This window comes from Bradyrhizobium sp. WCU1 (assembly GCF_053474805.1).
Genome location: NZ_CM130280.1, coordinates 4,957,199 through 4,975,690 on the forward strand (window position 1 = coordinate 4,957,199; position 18,492 = coordinate 4,975,690).

Below are 18,492 nucleotides of genomic sequence, written 5' to 3' on the forward strand. Positions count from 1 at the left end.
TACCTCGCCCCGCGCGGGGAGAGGTCGGAATTCAAGCCAACGGGTCGGCGCGAAGCGCCGCCCGATGACAGGCTCCGCTTGAATTCCGGGTGAGGGGACTCTCCGCGAACTCACCTCTCAACGCAGTTGCGAATAAAGCCCCTCACTCCAGCCCTCTCCCCCCAAGAACGGGGAGAGGGAGGAGCACATCTCGAGCCCCCAGCGGCTCAGCTTTCACGATACCAGTCTTGCAGATTGTCGGTCTGGTTGGCCCAGCCCGAGAGCGCGGGCCGCAGCGTGTTGGAGGAGGCTTCGACCGCGAGCCGATGCATCACGGGGATCATCACATTGTCCTGCCACATCAGGTCATTGCCCTTGATGTAGAGGTCGGCCCGCTTGATCGGATCGGTCTCGGTATCGGCCGCATCGATCGCGGCATCGAATTCCTTGTTGGCCCAGCGCGGGAAGTTCGGCCCCTGCCACTTGTTCTCCTTGGTGGCGACGTTGCGCGAATGATAGCGGCGCATGTGCAAGGCGGGATCGGGCTGCGTCATCGGGATCTGGAACATCTCGATGTCGGCGTAGAAATGGGCGTAGGTGTCGGGATTGGCGACGTCGGAGGAGAAGAACACCGAGGCCACCACCGATTTCAGCTCGACGTCGATGCCGGCCTTCTGGCAGGCCTGCTTGACGATCGCCTGGGTCTTCTGCCGCGGACCGTTGATCGAGGTTTGGTACAACAGCTTGAGTTTCTTGCCGTCCTTCTCGCGGATGCCGTCGGAGCCTGCCTTCCAGCCGGCCTGATCGAGCAGCGCGGCTGCCTTCTCGATCGAGAACTCCCATTTGGTGTTCTTGGAGACGAACTCCTCGGGGCCGTTGAGATAATTCGCCGTGGCGCGGCCGGCACGGCCGTAGATCGCCTTCTTGATGGATTCGCGGTCGACCAGGAGCGCCAGCGCCTGGCGCACGCGCGGGTCGGAGAGGATCGGATGCTTGGTCTTGATCGACGAGCGCTCGCCGTCGATTTCGGTGTTCGGATCGGTGAAGTTGATCGCAATGAACTCGATGTCGCCGCCGACCGCGAACAGCGCCTTGCCCTTGCCGCCCTTTTCCAGGCGCTGCAGAACCTCGTCTTCGACCTGGATGTTCCAGGCGAAATCATATTCGCCGGTCTGGATCACCGCGCGCGCCGCGGAGACGGCATCGCCGCCTCCCTTCATCTCGATCGTGTCGAAGAATGGACGGTTGGCCATGTGGTAGTCGGGGTTGAGCTCGCCACGGATCAGATCGCCCGGTTTGAACTCGACGAATTTGTAGGGGCCGGTACCGACGGGTTTCAGATTGTTGGGCGCCTCGCGGGACTTGCCGCCCTTGTAGTCCGCGAACAGATGCTTCGGAATGATGCTGCCATAGCCCCCGACAAAGGCATTGGCCCAGAACGGTGTCGGCTTCTTGAAGTTGATGCGGATCGTGAGGTCGTCGATCTTCTCGACGGTCAGGCCGCTGTAGGTTTCAATCGATACCGCCGCGGTCGCGGGGTCGCTGGCATATTCCCACGTGAAGACGACGTCGTCGGCGCTGAGCGGCTTTCCGTCATGCCATTTGACGCCGGGCTTGAGTTTCCAGGTCACCGATTTGGCGTCGGCGGAGAGTCCGCCATTCTGGATCGAGGGGATCTCGGCGGCGAGGATCGGGTTGAGATGGCCGTCGACGTCCCAGCTTGCCAGCGGTTCGTAGAAGATGCGCGAGCCGTCCTGGTCCTTGGTGCCGGTGGCGAAATGCGGGTTGAGCAGGGTCGGCCCCTGCCACCACAACAACTTGAGCGGACCGCCGCCGCCGCGCTTGGTCGGCTTGTAGGGGTTGGGGCTCTGCGCCATCGCGACGCCGCCGAGGCTGAGGATCTGGTTCGCCATCGGCGCGGTAAGGCCGACGGCAATCATTCGCTTGACGAAAGCCCGGCGGTCCAGCCGTCCGTCCTTCACGTCGTCGATCATGCCTCGCAGATTATTGTCGAACATAGTCCCCTCGGTCAGGCTCACGTGTGATTGCGGCGGGCCTTGGAAGCGGCCGCCGTTCTGGCGGCAGATGGCACACCGAATGACCGCCAAGGTCAACGTCCGGTGTGACCTCACTCATAGATCTTTTGGCTACGACTTGTGCAGAACCGCTCCGTGCCGCACATCGTTTCGGCATTTCGGCGCCAAAACTACGCTTATCCGCAGCTCGCAGCTGCGGAAAATTTGTTCGTTATTCTTTGTTCCGAGATGCTTTTTTGCCACAAGCGAACGTTCGCAAGCGTAGCGGCTGCCGGTTCGCGCCAACAAGCCGCGTTAACGTGGCTTTGGCCGGACCTTGCAGAAAGATGCAGGTCCGGCTCGCAAACCTGGCTCGTCAGGCGACCGACATGTCCAACGGCGGTGCAACATGCGCCGGCAGCGGACTGACATAGGGCGTTCGCGTGGTCCGCTTCTTGAGATCGGCCTTGGCGGCGGCAATCAGTTCCGGCTCCAGCAGCGCCTTGACGCCGAGACCGGCCATCGCCTTGGCCGCCTGCACCATCGCCTTGTGCGCGGCCGGGGTCTTGCCCTGCGCCACCACCTGCCAGGTGTGGAACGGGGTGCCGATTGCAACCGTCGGTGCATGGACCTGCACCGTCGGCACCACCCAGCTGACGTCGCCGACATCGGTCGAGCCGATCAGCGGATTGCGTTTGGCGTCGATCGGCACCAGGAAATCGGCGAGCGGCCGGTCGGTCGGCTCCATGCCGATGGCGTAGTAGACCGAGGCGATGTCCTTGTCGGTCAGCGTCGCACGAATCTTGCCGGCGAACTCCTTGTCGGCATCGTCGAAATGCGGCGGGCCGAGATCCTCCATGATCCGGTGCAGCGTCTGTTCCAGCGGGGTGTTGGGCAGGATGTTGGAGACCGCGGAGATGATCTTCATCTCGACCTTGGTCTCGGTCATCAGGGCGGCGCCCTGCGCGATCTTGTGCACACGCTCCACCAGCTCGTTCATGCCGGGGAGGTCGCGGGCGCGGATCGAATAGCGGACCCGGGCATGGGCCTGCACCACATTGGGGGCAATGCCGCCGGTGTCGAGCAGCGCGTAATGCACGCGGGCATCGCTCGGCATGTGCTCACGCATGTAGTTGACGCCGACATTCATCAGTTCCACCGCATCGAGCGCGCTGCGGCCGAGATGCGGCGAGGCTGCGGCATGCGAGGTGCGCCCGGTGAAGATGAAATCGGCACGGGTGTTGGCGAGCGACGGCGTCACCGCGACTTCCCAGAAACTGTGCGGATGCCAGGTGATGGCGATGTCGGCGTCCTCGAACGCGCCACAGCGCACCATGAAGGCCTTTGCGGCGCCGCCTTCCTCGGCGGGACAGCCGTAATAGCGCACCCGGCCCGGCACCTTGTTGGCGGCAAGCCAGTCCTTCACCGCGGTCGCGGCGAGCAGCGCGGAGGAGCCGAGCAGATTGTGGCCGCAGCCATGGCCGTGGCCGCCGGTCTCGACCGGACGATGCTCGGCGACGCCGGCCTCTTGGCTGAGGCCGGGCAGGGCGTCATATTCGCCGAGGAAGGCGATCACCGGGCCGCCCTCACCCCATTCGCCCATCACCGCGGTTGGAATGTCGGCGAGGTTCTCGGTGATGCGGAAACCCTGGTGGCGCAGTTCGGCCAGATGTTCGGCGGAGGAGCGCGCCTCGGTGTAGCAGACCTCGGGCATCGCCCAGACCCGGTCGCTCAATTCGATGAAACGCGGCTTGATCGTGTCGACGCCGCGCCAAACATCACTACGGTTGTCCATTTGCTCCGATCCTCGAGTAAGGCAATCTGAAGCGCAAAAGGCTAGCAGCTTGGCGCGCCGCCGCCTAGCACACGGCGGCAAACCAGCTTTTCCGAAAGTCACGTCTTGGTGTGGTTTGCTCCCGATCATGGCATGATCGTCGCATGACGCGCTCCCTCCCGATACGGTCCAGCCATGCAAGATGCAATTCCGTCACTGTTGCCGAGAACTTCGGGCCACCAGTTCGTGATCTATGCCGACGCCTGCTCCGGCGTTCCCGGCGCGCTGCATGAGCGCACTTTCGCATCGGTCAACGATGTGGTCCGCCGGCTGCATCCGCAGCCCGAATTCATCCTTTTCCCCGGCGACGAGATCATCGGCCTCACCGCCGATGCGGATGCGCTGCGCGCGCAATGGCGGTACTGGCTCGATATCGAAATGGGCTGGCTGGACCGGCGCGCGGTGCCGCTGTGGCACACGACCGGCAACCACACCACCTATGACGCGATGAGCGAGGCGGTGTTCCGCGAGACGCTGAAGCTGCCGCGCAATGGTCCGCCCGGCCAGGAGGGGCTGTCCTACTGGGTCCGCCGCGACGATCTCGTGATGGTGTTCGTGCACACGCTGTGGAGCGGGCTCGGCGGCGAGGGGCATGTCGAGACCGGCTGGCTGGAAACGGTCCTCCAGCAGCACAAGGACGCGAGATACAAACTGGTGCTGGGTCACCATCCCGTCTACCCAATCAATGGCTACAGCGGCAGCTATCAGCGCGAGATCGGCCACGAATACAGTGCGCACTTCTGGGATATCCTGGTGCGCGCCGGCGTGACCGCCTATCTCTGCAGCCACATCCTCGCATTCGACGTCCAGGTCCATCGCGGTGTGCTGCAGATCTGCACAGCGGGTGCGGGCACCGCGCACCGGATGCCCGAAGGCGTCGAGTACCTGCATTGCGTGCAGGCGGCGCTCGATCAGGACGGTCTCCGCTATCAGGTGCTCGACACCGAAGGTGTCGTGCGCGAGCAATTCGCATGGCCGCTGCCATCGCTCGACCGGGCCGCGTGGTCGCCATTGCCGCACGGGGTCAGCGCTGCGCCGCTGTCGGGGATGCCGGCGCCCGGAACGGTCGTCGCCCTCAAATTGTCGGGCCGCAGCGCCGCGGCATGCGCCGCGCCGCAAACGCTGCTCTGCACGCCGGTGCCGGACATGATCGCGCCGCTCTGGCTCGGCCTGCGCGGGCCGAACCAGACCCTCACCTTGATCCTCGGACGTGAGCAAGGGCGTAGTCCGCACTACTGGGTCGGTCCGGATCTCGGCGGTGAGCGGGATTTCGATCTCGACATCGCCTTCTATCCGGACATGGGACCGGGCGGCGTGCTGTGGCGATGGCGTGGTGACATCAACTGGACGTCGTGCGCGGCGATCTCGGCGACCGGGCTCGAGCGGTTCTCGTGGCCCGCGCTCTGGAGCGTCGGGTGCGGACAGCATGGACCGGACGACAGGCGCTATGCCGGGCCGCGGCTCGAGATCGCTGCGACCGTTCTCGCGCTGTCATGAGGCCAAGGCGACGGTGGATCGCTCCGGCGGACGAACGGAGCATGGAGCGATGGGCTAGTCAGCTCGTTTCGGCTTCCCGCGTTCCACGCTCTTCAATTCGCGATCGATCAACATACAGACGCGGCGCTGCGCCAGCAGGCCGAGGCGCGCGCGCGTGGTGCCGCGCTTGGTCGTGCCGTTGATTTCGAATTTCCAGCTCCAGAGGTCGGGTTCGATGTTGCTGAGTGTGTATTCAATGTCCCGGTGGCGATAGATCAGCTTCTTCATGCCGTTTCTTTTTGTTGGCGGAAGCTTGCATATCGAGATCGCGAAGATGTCTGTATCCGGACGACTACTTACACAATTGGTCTAAGCGTCCGCGTGGTGGAATTTTCGCAATCACTGAGTTGGGGTCGTTGTCCCGGGGCTATGACTCACAAACCGTGCCGCACACTTGCTGTCGTCCCGGCGAAGGCCGGGACCCATTGCCACGCATGCGAATTGTTGTGCGACGCCGGGGCCGCGATCCCGCTCATCACCGAGCGCGGTGGTTATGGGTCCCGGCCTTCGCCGGGACGACGCGCGGAAGGAGCCGTGTGCTCAACACTCTCCGGTGTCACCGCCCGGCGATGACATCGGAGATGAGTGGCGCGGGACAGCGAATAGCGGGTTCACAAATTGATCACCCCGCGCCGTGCAGCGTGCGCGACGGCGTCGGTGCGGCCGGTGGCGTCGAGCTTGTCGAGCAGGGAGCCGACATGAAATTTTGCGGTGTGGACGGAGATCCCGAGCCGCTGCGCGATCATCTTGTTGGACGCGCCCTCGGCCAGCAGCGCCAGCACGTCGAGCTCGCGCGGCGTCAGCTCGAAGTCGCCGCCCGCTGCCTCGCGGTTGCGTGCGACGATCGTAGCCGTTGCCTGCTCGCCCGGCGCGGCAAGGCGCAGGCCGGCGACGCTGCCGAGCAACGTCGCCAGCCGGTCGGCGAGCACGGGGTCGTCGATCTCGAGCGCAATGACGATGTCGGAGGCAGGCTCACTGTTCACGTCTCGGGCCTTTCGCCGACCTTCACCTTGAAGCTCATCGGCTCGCCGCCGCGATGCACGGTGAGCTCGACGACGCTGCCGACGCTCTGCGGTCCGAGGCCGCGCGACAGCGCCCGCACGCCCGACAGCTTCTCCCCATTGACCGCAACGATCACGTCGCCCTGGCGGATGCCGGCGGCAGCCGATGGGCCGGCCTTGTCGATATTCATCACCATCGCGCCGAGGCCATCTTCGAGACGGACTGGCTGCAGCCCGAGGCCGAGATATCCGCGCGCGATGCGGCCGCTTGTCTCGAGTTGGGTTGCGATCCGCTCGATGGTCACAGCCGGGATCGTCAGCACGCGGCGCGGACCCAGCACCGCCATGCCGAACGGCATGCCGCTCGCGTCAAGCGCCAGCCCGCCCTGCTGGCTGTGCCGCAGCCGGATGTCGAGCTCGATCCGGGCGTCGATCTCGCCTCCGCGCAGGCTGCGCCAGGCGGCGCCTGACCGCGAGACCATGCCGAGCCGCGCGACCGGTGCGCCGCGGTCGGCGGCGACCAGCACCGCGAGCGCTCCGAGTGCCGGGATGTCGGTCGACAGCTTGATCGGCGCGACGTCGCCATTGACGCGCAGCAGGGCGATGTCGGTGGTGTGGTCGCGTCCGGCGACGGCTGCTGGCCTGCGGCTGCCGTCGGCGAACTGGATCTCGATCTCGCCCTCGTCGGCCAGCGCTTCGTCGGCGGTGACGATCAGGCCCGCTTTCCAGACAAAGCCGGAGGCGCGCGCGCGATGCGAATGCACGGAGACGACCGATGGCGCGGCGCGCGCGATGGTCGCCGATAGGGCTGGTGACAGCGAGGCAAGGATGTTCGGTTCGGTCATGGGAAACTCCGTTGGCTTCCCGCAATCTGGGATGTTGCGGCCGGCGGCGAAACTGGCCGGATGGGCAGGGCCGCAGGGCGCCCTGGGTGCCCGACCCGGTCAGCCCCGGTCGCGAGTCCTCAAGCCAAGCAGGGCGAAGCCCGCGATCAGCGCGACCACGATCAGCATCCAGATCTGGCCCTCGAAGCCGAGGAAGTGAAACGGTTGAATCAGGAACTGCACCGCGTGCCCCTTTTCGGGGCACGCTAAGGCTTTCTCGGTCAGAAATATATTATTTTTGTATATATGCCGGCCGGCGGCCGGCCGGATGCTCAATCGGCAACGCTGGTCTCCAGCCGGTTCTCCAGCCGATAGCCAACCCCGGACTCGGTGACGAGCAGGCGGGGCTGGTTCGGGTCGGTTTCGATCTTCTGGCGCAGCTTGCGCACCAGGATGCGGAGATACTGGATGTTGTCGCGCTGATTGCCGGTCCAGATCTCCTTCAGCAGCTGATCGTGCGTGACCACCAGGCCGACATGGACCGCCAGCACGTGCAGCAGGCGATATTCCTTCCGCGTCAGTTTGATCCTGGTCTGGTTCAGCAAAACGGCCCGGCTGACGAGATCGACGGAGAGCGGACCGACCACGACCACCGGATTCTCGGTGCTGCTCTTGAAATAGCGGCGCAACGCGGCGTCGCTGCGCGCCAGCAGCTCGGCCATGCCGAACGGTTTCACGACATAGTCGTCGGCCCCTGCCTGCAACAGGCGAACCTTCTCGTCCTCGTCGGATTCGACTGAGAGCACGATCACCGGAACATTGGACCAGGAGCGCAGCCGCTCCAGCGCCTCGCTGCCGTGCAGGTCGGGCAGACCGAGATCGAGGATGACCAGATCGGGGGCATTGAAGGTCGCGATCTTCAAGCCGTCAGCGGCGTTCTCGGCCTCGACGACGGAGAAGCCGTGGATTTCGAAGCCTGCGTGCAGGAAACGCCGGATCTTCGGCTCGTCGTCGATCAGCAGGACAAGGTTACGCGGCTTACTCATCGTCGGAGGTCACCAATTCCGGATCCAGGGCGTGCTGGACCGGTAGCAAGATCGATGCCGTTGTCCCGAGGCCCTGGCCGCGGCTGGCGATCTCCACGGTGCCGTCATGCGCCCTGATGAAGGTCGATGCGATCCAGAAGCCGAGCCCGGAGCCGGGGACGCTTGCCTGATGGCGCGGGCTGCGGAATGACTTGCGGCCGAGGTGGCGCTGCTCGTCCGGTGTGACGCCGACCCCTTGGTCGATGATCGACATCACGACGTGCCCGCGGTCATAACGGGTCTGCACTGATATCGTCGACCCGGACGGGGAGTATTTGGCGGCGTTTTCCAGCAGCTGGCCGCAGGCCTCCTCGATCAACCCGGAATCGACTTTGAGCAGCGGAAGGTCGTCGTCAAATCCGATCTCGAGATGATGCGCCGCCAGCCGCCGCGCACGGGCCTTGATCGCGGCGTTGACGATGTCGCGCGGGTCGGACCATTCGAGGCGGGGCGTCAGCCCGCCGGCCGTCACGCGCGTCGCGTTCAGAAGGTTGCGGATGTGGCCGTCGAGCCGAATCACTTCATCCCTGACCGCTTCGACCAGCGAGCGCAACCGGTCATCGGTCGCGACAGCTGGCATCTCCCGCATGACGCTCACCGATCCCTGGATCGCGGCGAGTGGCGAGCGCAGTTCGTGCGAGAGCGTGCCGTGGAAGGCGTCCCGCAACAGCTCGGCCTGCAGATGCAGTCTCGCGTCGTCCATCGCCTTGCCGATATCGAGCCGTTGCAGGGTCAACGAGACCTCTTCGAGCACCGCTTCGACCCGGCGCGCGCGCAATTTGATCGCATCATGGGTGCCGCGACCGACATTGATGGCGATGACCCCGTGCACCACGCTTTTCGATCCGATGGCGCGGAGCAGCCACACCTCCTGGGTCTGTTCATCGACGACACTGCGATCTGTCGCGCCGACGGCGACGGCCATCGCCGCAACGCTTTCCTGGACGGCGGGCGGAGCCGCACCCGATCCAGGCGAAGATTCGAAATGACCTCCCGCGGACGCGACGAACAGCGCCGCGCGCTGGCCGAGCGTATGCGCCAGATAATGCCTGATGGCATCGATCAGGTCGGAGATGGTGAAGCAGGCGGCCAGGCGTTTGGAGAGCTCATAGAGATGCTGAATCTCCCGCTCGCGCCGACGCAGCCTTTCGGTTTCCTGTTGCAGGCGCGATGCCAGATTGCTGCTCACCAGCGCGACGACGAGGAAGACGAGGAGGTCGATGGCTTCCTGCGGGCTATCGACCCGGAGGCTGTAGAGCGGCGTGAAAAAGAAGAAGTCGGCTGCGGCGATTGCGGTCAGCGAGGCCAGCGTGCCCGACCAGATGCCCCATCTCGTGGCTGCAAAGATCACCGGGATCAGATAGGCGATCGGCACCAGATTCGCGGCGATCGGCTCGTCGAGCACCAACAGGACCGCCGTGATGATTGCGACTGATCCGACCGACCACAGCAGGGGCAGGACGTCGGCCCACACCGCCAGCCTTGGCTTCGCGTCGAAGCCCGGCGCGAACACATGCTCCGCTTCCGAGCGGCGCGCGCGGACATGCGCGAGCCGTTGAAACAGGGGCAGGGAGTAGATCAATGATTTCGCCTTCGTAGACAAAGACACCGGAAGATCCCCGTCACGGCCATCCCGGCCAGCACGAAATCCGTCCCTGCAACATCCGATGGGAACGCTGACGACGCGAGGTTCAGCGCCGTCAGAACGGCGTATGCCCTCGCCAATGATTCAACGTTCGACCGTCGGGTGCTGCTCCGATGTCACCAACTACCCAGCGAGCCGAGCATTCCCCAGGAACGGATAGAAAATCCATGTTGTTGAGGCGGACGAGAAATATAAAATAAATAGTCGCGGTGCGAGACCGGCGGCCGAGGGGTCGATCGCGCGCCGGTGAGGCACCACGGTGCCATGCGTCCTCAGCGCCGCTCGAGCAGAGCGGCATCATCCGACTTCTGCAGCAGCTCACCGACATAGCTGAGCGCCAGCCGTTCGCCGGCAAGCTCCGGCCTCGACGCGCGGTAGAGGCTGAACTCGCCGGTCTGGCTCGCCCGCGGCGGCGTCAGCTTGGCAATCGCGGTCGCGCTGAAATACTTCGGCGGGTAGAGATAGAAGTCCATCAGCGGCGTCTGCGAGCCGCCGGGTTGCCGCTTCAGCACCGCAAGCGCGCGCACGCCGGCCTCCGGATAGAGCGCGGTCCAGCCCGCAAAGCTGCTCGCCAATATCTCCAGCGACAGGATCGCCGTCGCGATCTCCACAAAACCCTGGTTGGACTTCTTGGCGCTTCGGGTCGTCGAGGCCTTGCGCAGCCGCTGCCTGAATTCGTGATGCCGTTCGATGAACGGCCCGAGCCGCGCCCGCCACAGCATGTCGGGCAGGCAGGCATAGCCATGGATGTCGTGATAGCTCTCGATCAAGTTGCGGCATTGCGCCGTGAGATCGGCCGGCAGGAAATTCAGATCGATGTCGCCGATCTCTTCGCTCGCACTGTTGATCACGTTGGCCACGATGCGCGGCGCTCCGTTGCACCTGCGGCGAGGATTCGCCGGATGAAGTCAGCCTAGCCGCTGCGCGCGTATATCTTCGATGCGGTTTCACGACGATCTGCGTAGCAATAAAATAGCGCGCGCGTTGATGAGGGACGCTGCACCAATCGAGCTATGGCGGAAATGGCACAGGTCGCGTGGATTCTCTCGCACCGCAACGCGCGGCTGTCACAAAACCTTACGATTCTTGCCGAGTTCTTCAGCAATCGCTGATGCAAATGACGCGTATCTGCGCAGGCGGGGCGAAGCCCGTCGTTCCGGATATTTTATCTTAATGAAACCGCGGCGAGACCCGTATCGCCTTTTTCTCAAGCCCCCACGAAAGATTACACAGACGTTAATCGCGAGAGCGCTCGAAGCGTCGGTAGCAATATCCTGGGGCATAATCATGAAGAGACTTGTTTTGGCGGGCGTATCGTTGACGGCGCTGAGCCTGTTCAACGCGGCACACGCAGCCGACGCCAATCCGCCTTTGTTGAAGGCGCCGTCATCGACGTGCGATCCTTACAAGAATTACTCCTGCCTCGATAGCTATCTCGGCAGTGACTTCTTCACGCGGTTCGTCAACTATTACCGGCTCGAATGGGGCCACGATTCTGCACCGTCGGATCCGAAAGCGCCGCCGTCCCGCCGCGACTATTGGCCGGCGACGCCGCAAAGCACGCCGCCGATGCCGTTCACGGAATGGCCGTATGGCGGCACGACCAGCATTGGCGTGACGCGGCCGAGCTCGGTCGACAGCCCGTTGATGGCGGCGCTCGGCACGACGCCCGCGGGACAGTGGATGAACGACGCGCATATTCAGGTCTACGGCTGGATCAATGCCGGCGGCAATCTGAGCTCCAACACGGTGCGCGGCGGCAACGCGCCGGCCGCGTACGATTACAATCCGAATACGGTCCAGCTCGACCAGGCGGTGCTCTACATCGAGCGCCTGCCCGACACGGTCCAGAAGGACCACGTCGACTGGGGCTTCCGCATCGCTCCGATCTACGGCGAGAACTATCGCTACACGACCGCGTACGGCCTGTGGAGCAATCAGCTGCTGAACCAGAACAAGAACTATGGCTACGACCTGCCGATGGCTTACGGCGAGGTCTTCATTCCGCAGATCGCCGAAGGCCTGCTGCTGCGCTTCGGACGCTTCATCTCGATCCCCGACATCGAGGCCCAGCTCGCGCCGAACAACTACATGTACACGCACTCGATGACGTACACGTTCGACAACTACACCAACACCGGTCTTCAGAGCACGCTGGCGGTCACCAAGAACTGGATGCTGCAGCTGGGCGTTTCGGTCGGCAGCGACACCATGCCGTGGAATGCCAACGCGAAGATCGCCAACCCGTCCCCCAACCCGCTGTTCCCCGGCACCACCATGTTGAAGGATCCGGGTGCGGTGCCGAGCATCACCGGTGGCGTGCGCTGGACCAGCGATTCCGGCAACGACAGCGTCTATGTCGTCGCCGACGCGATCAACAGCGGCACATGGGGTTACAACAACCTGCAATGGTACGGCCTGACGGCGTACCACAAGTTCAACGAGCAGTGGCATATCTCGTTCGAGACCTACAATCTGCACCAGAACAATGTGCTGAACGCCAACAATCCCGCTGCAATGGCTGCTTTCAATGCTGGTGGGACGCCGTTCTCGCCGCAATACCTGCCGTTCAACGCGCCGGGCCTCGCCCAGTGCAGCAGCGCTGCGGTGTTCGCCTGCACGGCGTCGGTGCAGACCTATCTCGCCTACCTGAACTACAAGGCGTCGCCGCTCGACAACATTTCGTATCGGATCGAGTTCTACGACGACAAGCAAGGTCAGCGCACGGGCGTGAAGACGCGCTACGTCGAGACCGGCATCGGCTGGCAGCACTGGTTCTCACCGCAGATCGAGATCCGGCCCGAGGTCTCTTACTACAAGTCGCTGGATGCGAATGCGTTCAACGGCAACTCCAACCTCGGCATCGCCCCGACCAAGAACTTCGCTCTGATCGGTTCGGCGGACATCATCATTCATTTCTGACCGCGAGCGCGCCCGGCATGCCCGCCGGGCATTTCGTCAGAACAAGGGACAGGGGAAAAACATGAAGCGAATTCTTCTCACATCCGCAGCGCTCACGCTGCTGGCTGCCGCCTCGCCGGTGCTCGGCGCCGACCTTCCGATGTACACCAAGGCGCCCGCGATCGCGGCGCCGGCTTACGACTGGTCGGGCTTCTATGTCGGCGTGTTCGGTGGCGGCGGCTACGGCAACCACAATCTCAACAACGCGCTCGGCCCGGCCGGCTTCGCCAACTACACCATCAACTACTCCTCCACTGGCGGAATCGCGGGCGGCGAGCTCGGCTACAACGTGCAGAGCGGCAACATCGTGGTCGGCGTCGAAGCCGACGGTTTCTGGTCCGGCATCAAGGGTAGCGATGTCGATCAATTCAACGCCGGCACCTTGCCGATCGGCTCGGTTGACGCGACCAGCCTTCGCGACGGCTTCACGCTTCGCGCCCGCGGCGGTATCGCCGTCGACCGCTTGCTTCTGTTCTTCACCGGCGGCTGGGCCTATGGCGAATTCCAGCACACCAACACCGATCCGGTGTTCGGCGTCGATCGGTTCAGCGCCAACAGGAGCGGCCTGACCGCAGGCGGCGGCATCGCCTATGCGATCACCAACAATCTGATCGGCAAGTTCGAGTATCGCTACTACGACTTCGGCCGATACGAGCGCGCGGCGCCGCTGAACGCGCAGATCCCCTACACCGTCGACAACACCTACTCGGTCGTGACGCTTGGCCTCGACTACAAGTTCGGCGGTCCGGTGGTCGCGAAATACTGAACGGGCAGGAGGAAGGCATGACAGTCGCGACGTTGAAGCAGGCGTTGTTGCGCTGCATCGTGGTTGCCGGTCTTTGCGCCACGGTTGCCGGCTGCGCCAGTGAGGTGACAATCCCGGCGGCCGATGGCTCCGCCGGCAATCACATGCGCTACTATGGCGGACCGAAATCGCCGATGTGGTCGGGCCAATAGGTGTTCCGAATTGTACTTGGTCGGATTCAGCCGGGTGCCGCTTTCTTGATCGACGCAATAGGTTGTCCAAAAAATCGGCAGCTGATGATTTTTGTTGCGGTTCGGCGGATTTGAGATCAGCATCGCTCCTCATTAACGAGGCGCCGAGCAGAGGCGTCGTCTAGGAAACGCCCGTTGCTATTCGGTGTCTCAGCCTCCTGGAGGGTGCGATGCTGAAGTCTGTTGTCACTCTGATCGGCATTCTTGCGATGACCGGGTTGCTGGCGCCGGTCGCTCACGCCGGTGCTTCCGCCAGTGCGCCGTCGAAATACGCACAGCGTTCGCAGCAGACGACGCGCGTGCATATGGTCAAGCAGACCAGGCGGATCGACGCGCCGATCACCGATTTTTCGGCGCAGGCAAGGACGGCGTCGTTTCACCGCTAGGCCGCTCAGCTCAGCCGCTGCAGGGTCGCCTTCGGGCTCTCGCCGAACTTGGCGCGGTAGGCGCTTGCCATCCGGCTCAGATGGGTAAAGCCGAGGTCGAATGCAATGTCGACGATGCGTTCGCCCGGCCGCGCCGTCTTGAGGCGGGCATTGAGATGCGCGAGGCGGATGTCGAGCAGCATTTCGGACACGGTGGTGCCGAAGTGGCGGCGGAAGCCGAGTTGCAGCGCGCGGACGCCGGTGCCGGCGATCTCCGCGAGCTCGGCGAGATCCAGCGGCTCGGTCGCGCGGGTTTCCAGATAGGCCCGCACCCGCTTCAGCGCCGCCGGCTGCGCCTCGGTGCGGCCGTTGAAGACATCGATCGCCGAGCTCAGGCTGTGCCGCTGGTCGTTGAGCAGGACGTTGAGCAATTGTTCGCGCCAATCGGCCGCCGCGACCGCCGACAGCGATTTGCGCGGCCCGAGCCGCTCGGCCGTCGTCACGAGCTGCTCGATCCTGGCCGAGAGCGCCTGCCCGAGCGGCCCGCTCAGTTCAACCGCCGGATCGAATTCGACCGGCCGCACCGTCGCGCCGCCAAGCGCAGCAGCACGATGCTCGACCAGCTTGCGGTCGAGCAGCAGGATCAGCTGGGCGCAGTCGCCGCGCCAGGTCATTTCGGTTGGAATGGTCGGCGATAGCAGCGATGCGCAGTGTCGCGGTCCGGTGGTGAGCTCGCGCGCGGCGGTCCGCACCGCGGCCGAGCCGGACAGCGGCATCTGCAGCAGGAAGAAGCGGTCGAGGCAGCCCGGATTGATCGCGACCGATCCGCCATAGGCGACATAGTTGACCGAGAAGCCGTCGAAGTCTGCGCAATTGTGATGCGCGGAGAAATCGCGCTCGGAATGATCGACCGGTGTCAGGTCGTGCGGACAGAAGATGCGGCCGATCGCTTCGGCTGCGTCGTCGACGCGGGCGGTGGCGACGCGCGCGAAATCCTTCAGCCTTGCCCTCGCGGGATCTGCTCTTGTTGAAACCTCGTCGCCAACAACAGTCACGCCGGCCGTCCGGAGTTGTTTGAGGTCTAAAATATCACGCAGCCTAGTCCATTCGCCGGCAGAGGGGAACGCCGTTTCGTCGCGCAATCTGCCCGATCGGCGCGCACACAGCTGCAGCGGCGTCGGGCAGGAACGACGGGCTCGATGCTCCCGCACTGCAGCATGGTCGCACTGCTTGCGGATTCGTTTATCGGCTAGACAGCCCCACCGGCCGGCGACAGGCTCCGTGTCCGTAATACGCAGCAAACTGGAGAGGCTGACATGGGCACGCTCGAAAAAGGCATTACCCGCACCGGCACCGGCTACGGCGGCAAGACCTGGAATATCCTCGGCCAGGTCTATTATCCGAAAGCGGTCACCGACTCGACCTTCGCGTTCGAGACCAACAGCGATCCCGGCCAGTTCGTGCCGGTACACATCCACCCGACCCAGGACGAATTCATCCTGGTGCAGGAGGGCGTGCTCGACCTCAAGCTCGACGGCGTCTGGGTGCAGGCGAAGGCCGGCGACCTCGTGCGCATGCCGCGCGGCATTCCGCACGGCTATTTCAACAAGTCGGACAAGCCGGCGCGGGCGCTGTTCTGGGTGTCGCCGATGCAGAAGCTCGAGGCGCTGTTCGAGAAGCTGCACAATCTGCAGGACCCCGTCGAAGTGGTGCGTATTTCCGCCGAGCACGAGGTGGACTTCCTGCCGCCGGAAGCCAACGACTAGGCCGGCTGCCAAACAGACGATGCACACGAGGCGGCAATCGCCGGAGCTGGCTCCGGCGATGTCGAGGATGTGCGCGCTGACGAATTTTGCGTCTGTTCATTCATATGGGAGCGGTTTCATGGTCAAGCAGAAGCATGTGTGCGTCATCGGCGCCGGCATTTCCGGGCTCGCCGCCGCCAAGGCCTTCGCCGGGCGCGGCCACAAGGTGACCATCATCGAGCGCAGTGGCGATCTCGGCGGAGTCTGGGAGCCGGTGCGTTCTTATCCCGACGTGCAGACCCAGAGTCCGAAGGAGCTCTATCGCTACACCGACAAGGCGATGCCGGAGTCCTATCCGGAATGGCCGAAGGGCCCGCAGGTCCACGCCTATCTGCGCGACTACGCGCGCAGCCATGGGCTCGACGGCGCAATGCGGTTCAACACCAGGGTCGAGGGCATGAAGCGGCGCGCCGACGGCAGGCCGGGCTGGACGCTCGCGCTGCGCTCCACTGACGGCGCCACCGGCCATGAGGATTTCGACTTCGTCGCGGTCTGCACCGGGCAGTTCAACGAACCGCAGTCACTGCCGCTGCCCGGCGAGGACGGCTTCAAGGCACAGGGCGGCCAGATCCTGCATTCGTCGCAATACGCCGATCCTGATCTCGCCAAGGGCCGCAAGGTGGTCGTGCTCGGCGGCTCCAAATCCGCGACCGACATCGCGGTGAACGCGGTCAATTCCGGCGCCAGCGAGGTCACCATCGTGTTTCGCGAGCCGGTGTGGCGGATTCCCTATTTCATCGGCGGCCTCGTCAACTTCAAGCGCATCCTCTACATCCGCGCGCAGGAGCAGATGTTCGCGAGCTGGGGCATCGGTCCGATGGGCCGCCTCGCGCATGCCGTGGCAAAGCCGTTCGTCTGGGCGAACTGGCGCGGGCTCGAGAGCATGCTGAAGATGCAGCTCAAGCTGAAGCAGTGCGGCATGGTGCCGAAGGAGCGGATAGAGGACGGCGTCAACTGCTCGGTGCCGATCGCAACCCCGGGCTTCTATCCGATGGTCGCCGACGGCCGCATCAAGGCGGTGCAGGGCACCTTCGATCATTATGAGGGCAAGACCATCGTTATGAGCGGCGGCCAGCATGTCGCCGCCGACGTCGCGGTGCTCGCGATCGGCTACAAGCTCGGCGTGCCGTTCCTGCCCGAGGAGTACCAGAAGAAGCTGGTGGAAGCCGATGGGCAATACCGGCTCTACCGGCTGATCGCCAATCCCGATCTGCCGGACATGGGCTTCGTCGGCTTCAATTCGAGCTTCTGCACCGTGCTGTGCGCGGACCTCGCCGCGAACTGGCTGGTGCGCTATGCCGACGGGCAGCTCGCACGGCAGCCGAGCGCGGCCGAGATGCGCGACAACATCGAAATGATGCTGAACTTCAAGCGCGTCGGGCGTCCCGCCGCCGGCGTCTATGGAGGGCTATGCGTCGCGCCCTATCACTTCAAGCATTTCGACGAGCTGCTCGCGGACATCGGCACCAAGGCCTCGCGCCGCAACCCGCTCGTCGAAAAGTTCACGCCGCCGGACGCGGACGCCTATGCGCGCTTCCTTGCGACCGCGCCGGTGTACAAGGCAGTCGCGTAACGCATGATCCGGAAAAGTGCGAAGCGGTTTTCCGAAGAGATCATGCGACTCAAAAGTCAGTCGCGGCCGGCATCCATGAAGGCCTGCGCGAGGCGTTCGGGATTGGAGAAGCACAGCTCGTGGCTGCCCGGCACCTGGACCAGGCGGAACAGCCCGAGCTTCTCCGACAGCCGCGGATGCCAGGGCAGGCCGTGCGGCATCGCGGTGTCCTCCGTGCAGTTGACGTAGGATTTCGCGATCGGCATCCCGGCCGGATTGGTCCGCAGGACGATCTTGTCCTGGAAGGTCTTCAGCGGGTGCGGGTTGAGCTTGTCGTAGGCGCGCTGCGCGAGCTCGACATCGGCGTCGTTGATGAAGGCCTCGCGCCAGACCGGGAAAGGCAGCACCACCGAGCCGTCGCCGCGCTCGGCATGGATGGCGTCGAACAGGCCGACATAGTGCGGCGGCACCATGTCGTTGAGGCACTCGCCATTGTTCGGCACGAACGCGTTCCAGTACACCAGCCGGCGGATGCGATTGGCGGTGGCGTCGGCAACGCCTGTTATGACCATGCCGCCATAGCTGTGACCGACCAGCACGATGTCGTTCAGATTGTGCTCAGCAAGATAGTCCACGATCGACTGGATCGCCTCGGCAAGCCCGGAGTCTTTCCTGTCGCCGGGCCGGTTACCCTTGATGGTCGGCGTGTGGACCACGTGGCCGGCCTTGCGGATAGTAGCCGCAACCGGCTCGAACTCGGCGCCGGTATGCCAGGCGCCATGGACGAGAACGTAAGTCGACATGTTGTACCTCCCTGCGTGGTTTGGTCAGATCAATCGCGGCGTCCGGGATGGCTCCGGAATGTGCGCGGGCTTCATGCGGCTCTCGACGGAT

18 protein-coding genes are annotated in these 18,492 nt (G+C 64.1%); 7 read left to right on the forward strand and 11 right to left on the reverse strand.

The window, feature by feature from the left end; translation table 11 throughout:
* Positions 1-206: 206 nt before the first annotated feature.
* A complete protein-coding gene (locus ACTUWL_RS22960) occupies positions 207-1,997 on the reverse strand; it encodes a peptide ABC transporter substrate-binding protein (RefSeq protein WP_021079706.1) in 1,791 nt (596 codons plus the stop codon).
* 373 nt (positions 1,998-2,370) lie between these two features.
* Positions 2,371-3,789, reverse strand: a complete 1,419-nt coding sequence (locus tag ACTUWL_RS22965; protein ID WP_021079707.1) for a M20 family metallopeptidase — start codon at positions 3,787-3,789, stop codon at positions 2,371-2,373.
* Between the two features lie 174 nt (positions 3,790-3,963).
* Here ACTUWL_RS22965 and ACTUWL_RS22970 point away from each other — a divergent pair, with 174 nt between their 5' ends.
* Positions 3,964-5,325, forward strand: a complete 1,362-nt coding sequence (locus ACTUWL_RS22970; RefSeq protein WP_021079708.1) for a metallophosphoesterase family protein — start codon at positions 3,964-3,966, stop codon at positions 5,323-5,325.
* A gap of 54 nt (positions 5,326-5,379) precedes the next feature.
* Here the strand turns inward: ACTUWL_RS22970 and ACTUWL_RS22975 are convergent, their stop codons facing one another.
* From ACTUWL_RS22975 to ACTUWL_RS23005, 7 genes are all read right to left on the reverse strand, one after another.
* Complete coding sequence (locus tag ACTUWL_RS22975) at positions 5,380-5,592, reverse strand: hypothetical protein (protein WP_021079709.1); 213 nt, start codon at positions 5,590-5,592, stop codon at positions 5,380-5,382.
* Positions 5,593-5,975: 383 nt separating this feature from the next.
* Entirely contained in the window at positions 5,976-6,347 is a 372-nt protein-coding gene (locus ACTUWL_RS22980) for a response regulator transcription factor (RefSeq protein WP_021079710.1), read from the reverse strand.
* Positions 6,344-7,210 (reverse strand): S1C family serine protease, encoded by an 867-nt coding sequence (locus ACTUWL_RS22985; protein WP_021079711.1) that lies wholly within the window; start codon positions 7,208-7,210, stop codon positions 6,344-6,346. Before ACTUWL_RS22985 ends, ACTUWL_RS22980 begins: the two co-directional genes overlap by 4 nt.
* A gap of 99 nt (positions 7,211-7,309) precedes the next feature.
* Positions 7,310-7,432: a hypothetical protein gene (locus tag ACTUWL_RS22990; RefSeq protein ID WP_291732702.1), complete on the reverse strand. Its 123-nt coding sequence runs from the start codon at positions 7,430-7,432 to the stop codon at positions 7,310-7,312.
* Positions 7,433-7,521: 89 nt separating this feature from the next.
* Positions 7,522-8,235, reverse strand: a complete 714-nt coding sequence (locus ACTUWL_RS22995; protein WP_021079713.1) for a response regulator — start codon at positions 8,233-8,235, stop codon at positions 7,522-7,524.
* Positions 8,228-9,856 (reverse strand): DUF4118 domain-containing protein, encoded by a 1,629-nt coding sequence (locus tag ACTUWL_RS23000; RefSeq protein ID WP_035651866.1) that lies wholly within the window; start codon positions 9,854-9,856, stop codon positions 8,228-8,230. Before ACTUWL_RS23000 ends, ACTUWL_RS22995 begins: the two co-directional genes overlap by 8 nt.
* A gap of 335 nt (positions 9,857-10,191) precedes the next feature.
* Complete coding sequence (locus ACTUWL_RS23005) at positions 10,192-10,779, reverse strand: hypothetical protein (protein WP_021079715.1); 588 nt, start codon at positions 10,777-10,779, stop codon at positions 10,192-10,194.
* A 427-nt stretch (positions 10,780-11,206) separates the two neighbouring features.
* Between ACTUWL_RS23005 and ACTUWL_RS23010 the strand changes: the two genes are divergently transcribed.
* From ACTUWL_RS23010 to ACTUWL_RS23025, 4 genes are all read left to right on the forward strand, one after another.
* Entirely contained in the window at positions 11,207-12,841 is a 1,635-nt protein-coding gene (locus ACTUWL_RS23010; RefSeq protein ID WP_021079716.1) for an outer membrane beta-barrel protein, read from the forward strand.
* A gap of 61 nt (positions 12,842-12,902) precedes the next feature.
* Positions 12,903-13,646, forward strand: a complete 744-nt coding sequence (locus ACTUWL_RS23015) for an outer membrane protein (protein WP_021079717.1) — start codon at positions 12,903-12,905, stop codon at positions 13,644-13,646.
* A gap of 17 nt (positions 13,647-13,663) precedes the next feature.
* The gene (locus tag ACTUWL_RS23020; protein WP_021079718.1) at positions 13,664-13,837 is read left to right on the forward strand and encodes a hypothetical protein; all 174 of its coding nucleotides are present in this window, start codon (positions 13,664-13,666) and stop codon (positions 13,835-13,837) included.
* 209 nt (positions 13,838-14,046) lie between these two features.
* Entirely contained in the window at positions 14,047-14,262 is a 216-nt protein-coding gene (locus ACTUWL_RS23025) for a hypothetical protein (RefSeq protein ID WP_021079719.1), read from the forward strand.
* A 5-nt stretch (positions 14,263-14,267) separates the two neighbouring features.
* Here ACTUWL_RS23025 and ACTUWL_RS23030 read toward each other — a convergent pair whose 3' ends face one another.
* Positions 14,268-15,296, reverse strand: coding sequence for an AraC family transcriptional regulator (locus ACTUWL_RS23030; RefSeq protein WP_021079720.1), 1,029 nt, complete (start codon positions 15,294-15,296; stop codon positions 14,268-14,270).
* Positions 15,297-15,557: 261 nt separating this feature from the next.
* On the opposite strand from ACTUWL_RS23030, the gene ACTUWL_RS23035 reads away from it, so the two are divergent.
* Positions 15,558-16,007 carry a cupin domain-containing protein gene (locus tag ACTUWL_RS23035; RefSeq protein WP_021079721.1) on the forward strand — a complete coding sequence of 150 codons (450 nt, stop codon included), beginning with the start codon at positions 15,558-15,560 and terminating at the stop codon, positions 16,005-16,007.
* 118 nt (positions 16,008-16,125) lie between these two features.
* Entirely contained in the window at positions 16,126-17,619 is a 1,494-nt protein-coding gene (locus tag ACTUWL_RS23040) for a flavin-containing monooxygenase (RefSeq protein WP_021079722.1), read from the forward strand.
* Positions 17,620-17,675: 56 nt separating this feature from the next.
* Here the strand turns inward: ACTUWL_RS23040 and ACTUWL_RS23045 are convergent, their stop codons facing one another.
* A complete protein-coding gene (locus ACTUWL_RS23045; protein WP_021079723.1) occupies positions 17,676-18,401 on the reverse strand; it encodes an alpha/beta hydrolase in 726 nt (241 codons plus the stop codon).
* Positions 18,402-18,492: the final 91 nt, after the last annotated feature.

Excerpts from the sequence above, each read along its gene's own strand:
- ACTUWL_RS22960 (WP_021079706.1), bottom strand. The coding sequence starts at position 1,997 with ATGTTCGACAATAATCTGCGAGGCATGATCGACGACGTGAAGGACGGA.
- ACTUWL_RS22965 (WP_021079707.1), bottom strand. The coding sequence starts at position 3,789 with ATGGACAACCGTAGTGATGTTTGGCGCGGCGTCGACACGATCAAGCCG.
- ACTUWL_RS22970 (WP_021079708.1), top strand. The coding sequence starts at position 3,964 with ATGCAAGATGCAATTCCGTCACTGTTGCCGAGAACTTCGGGCCACCAG.
- ACTUWL_RS22975 (WP_021079709.1), bottom strand. The coding sequence starts at position 5,592 with ATGAAGAAGCTGATCTATCGCCACCGGGACATTGAATACACACTCAGC.
- ACTUWL_RS22985 (WP_021079711.1), bottom strand. The coding sequence starts at position 7,210 with ATGACCGAACCGAACATCCTTGCCTCGCTGTCACCAGCCCTATCGGCG.
- ACTUWL_RS22995 (WP_021079713.1), bottom strand. The coding sequence starts at position 8,235 with ATGAGTAAGCCGCGTAACCTTGTCCTGCTGATCGACGACGAGCCGAAG.
- ACTUWL_RS23010 (WP_021079716.1), top strand. The coding sequence starts at position 11,207 with ATGAAGAGACTTGTTTTGGCGGGCGTATCGTTGACGGCGCTGAGCCTG.
- ACTUWL_RS23015 (WP_021079717.1), top strand. The coding sequence starts at position 12,903 with ATGAAGCGAATTCTTCTCACATCCGCAGCGCTCACGCTGCTGGCTGCC.
- ACTUWL_RS23020 (WP_021079718.1), top strand. The coding sequence starts at position 13,664 with ATGACAGTCGCGACGTTGAAGCAGGCGTTGTTGCGCTGCATCGTGGTT.
- ACTUWL_RS23025 (WP_021079719.1), top strand. The coding sequence starts at position 14,047 with ATGCTGAAGTCTGTTGTCACTCTGATCGGCATTCTTGCGATGACCGGG.
- ACTUWL_RS23035 (WP_021079721.1), top strand. The coding sequence starts at position 15,558 with ATGGGCACGCTCGAAAAAGGCATTACCCGCACCGGCACCGGCTACGGC.
- ACTUWL_RS23040 (WP_021079722.1), top strand. The coding sequence starts at position 16,126 with ATGGTCAAGCAGAAGCATGTGTGCGTCATCGGCGCCGGCATTTCCGGG.
- ACTUWL_RS23045 (WP_021079723.1), bottom strand. The coding sequence starts at position 18,401 with ATGTCGACTTACGTTCTCGTCCATGGCGCCTGGCATACCGGCGCCGAG.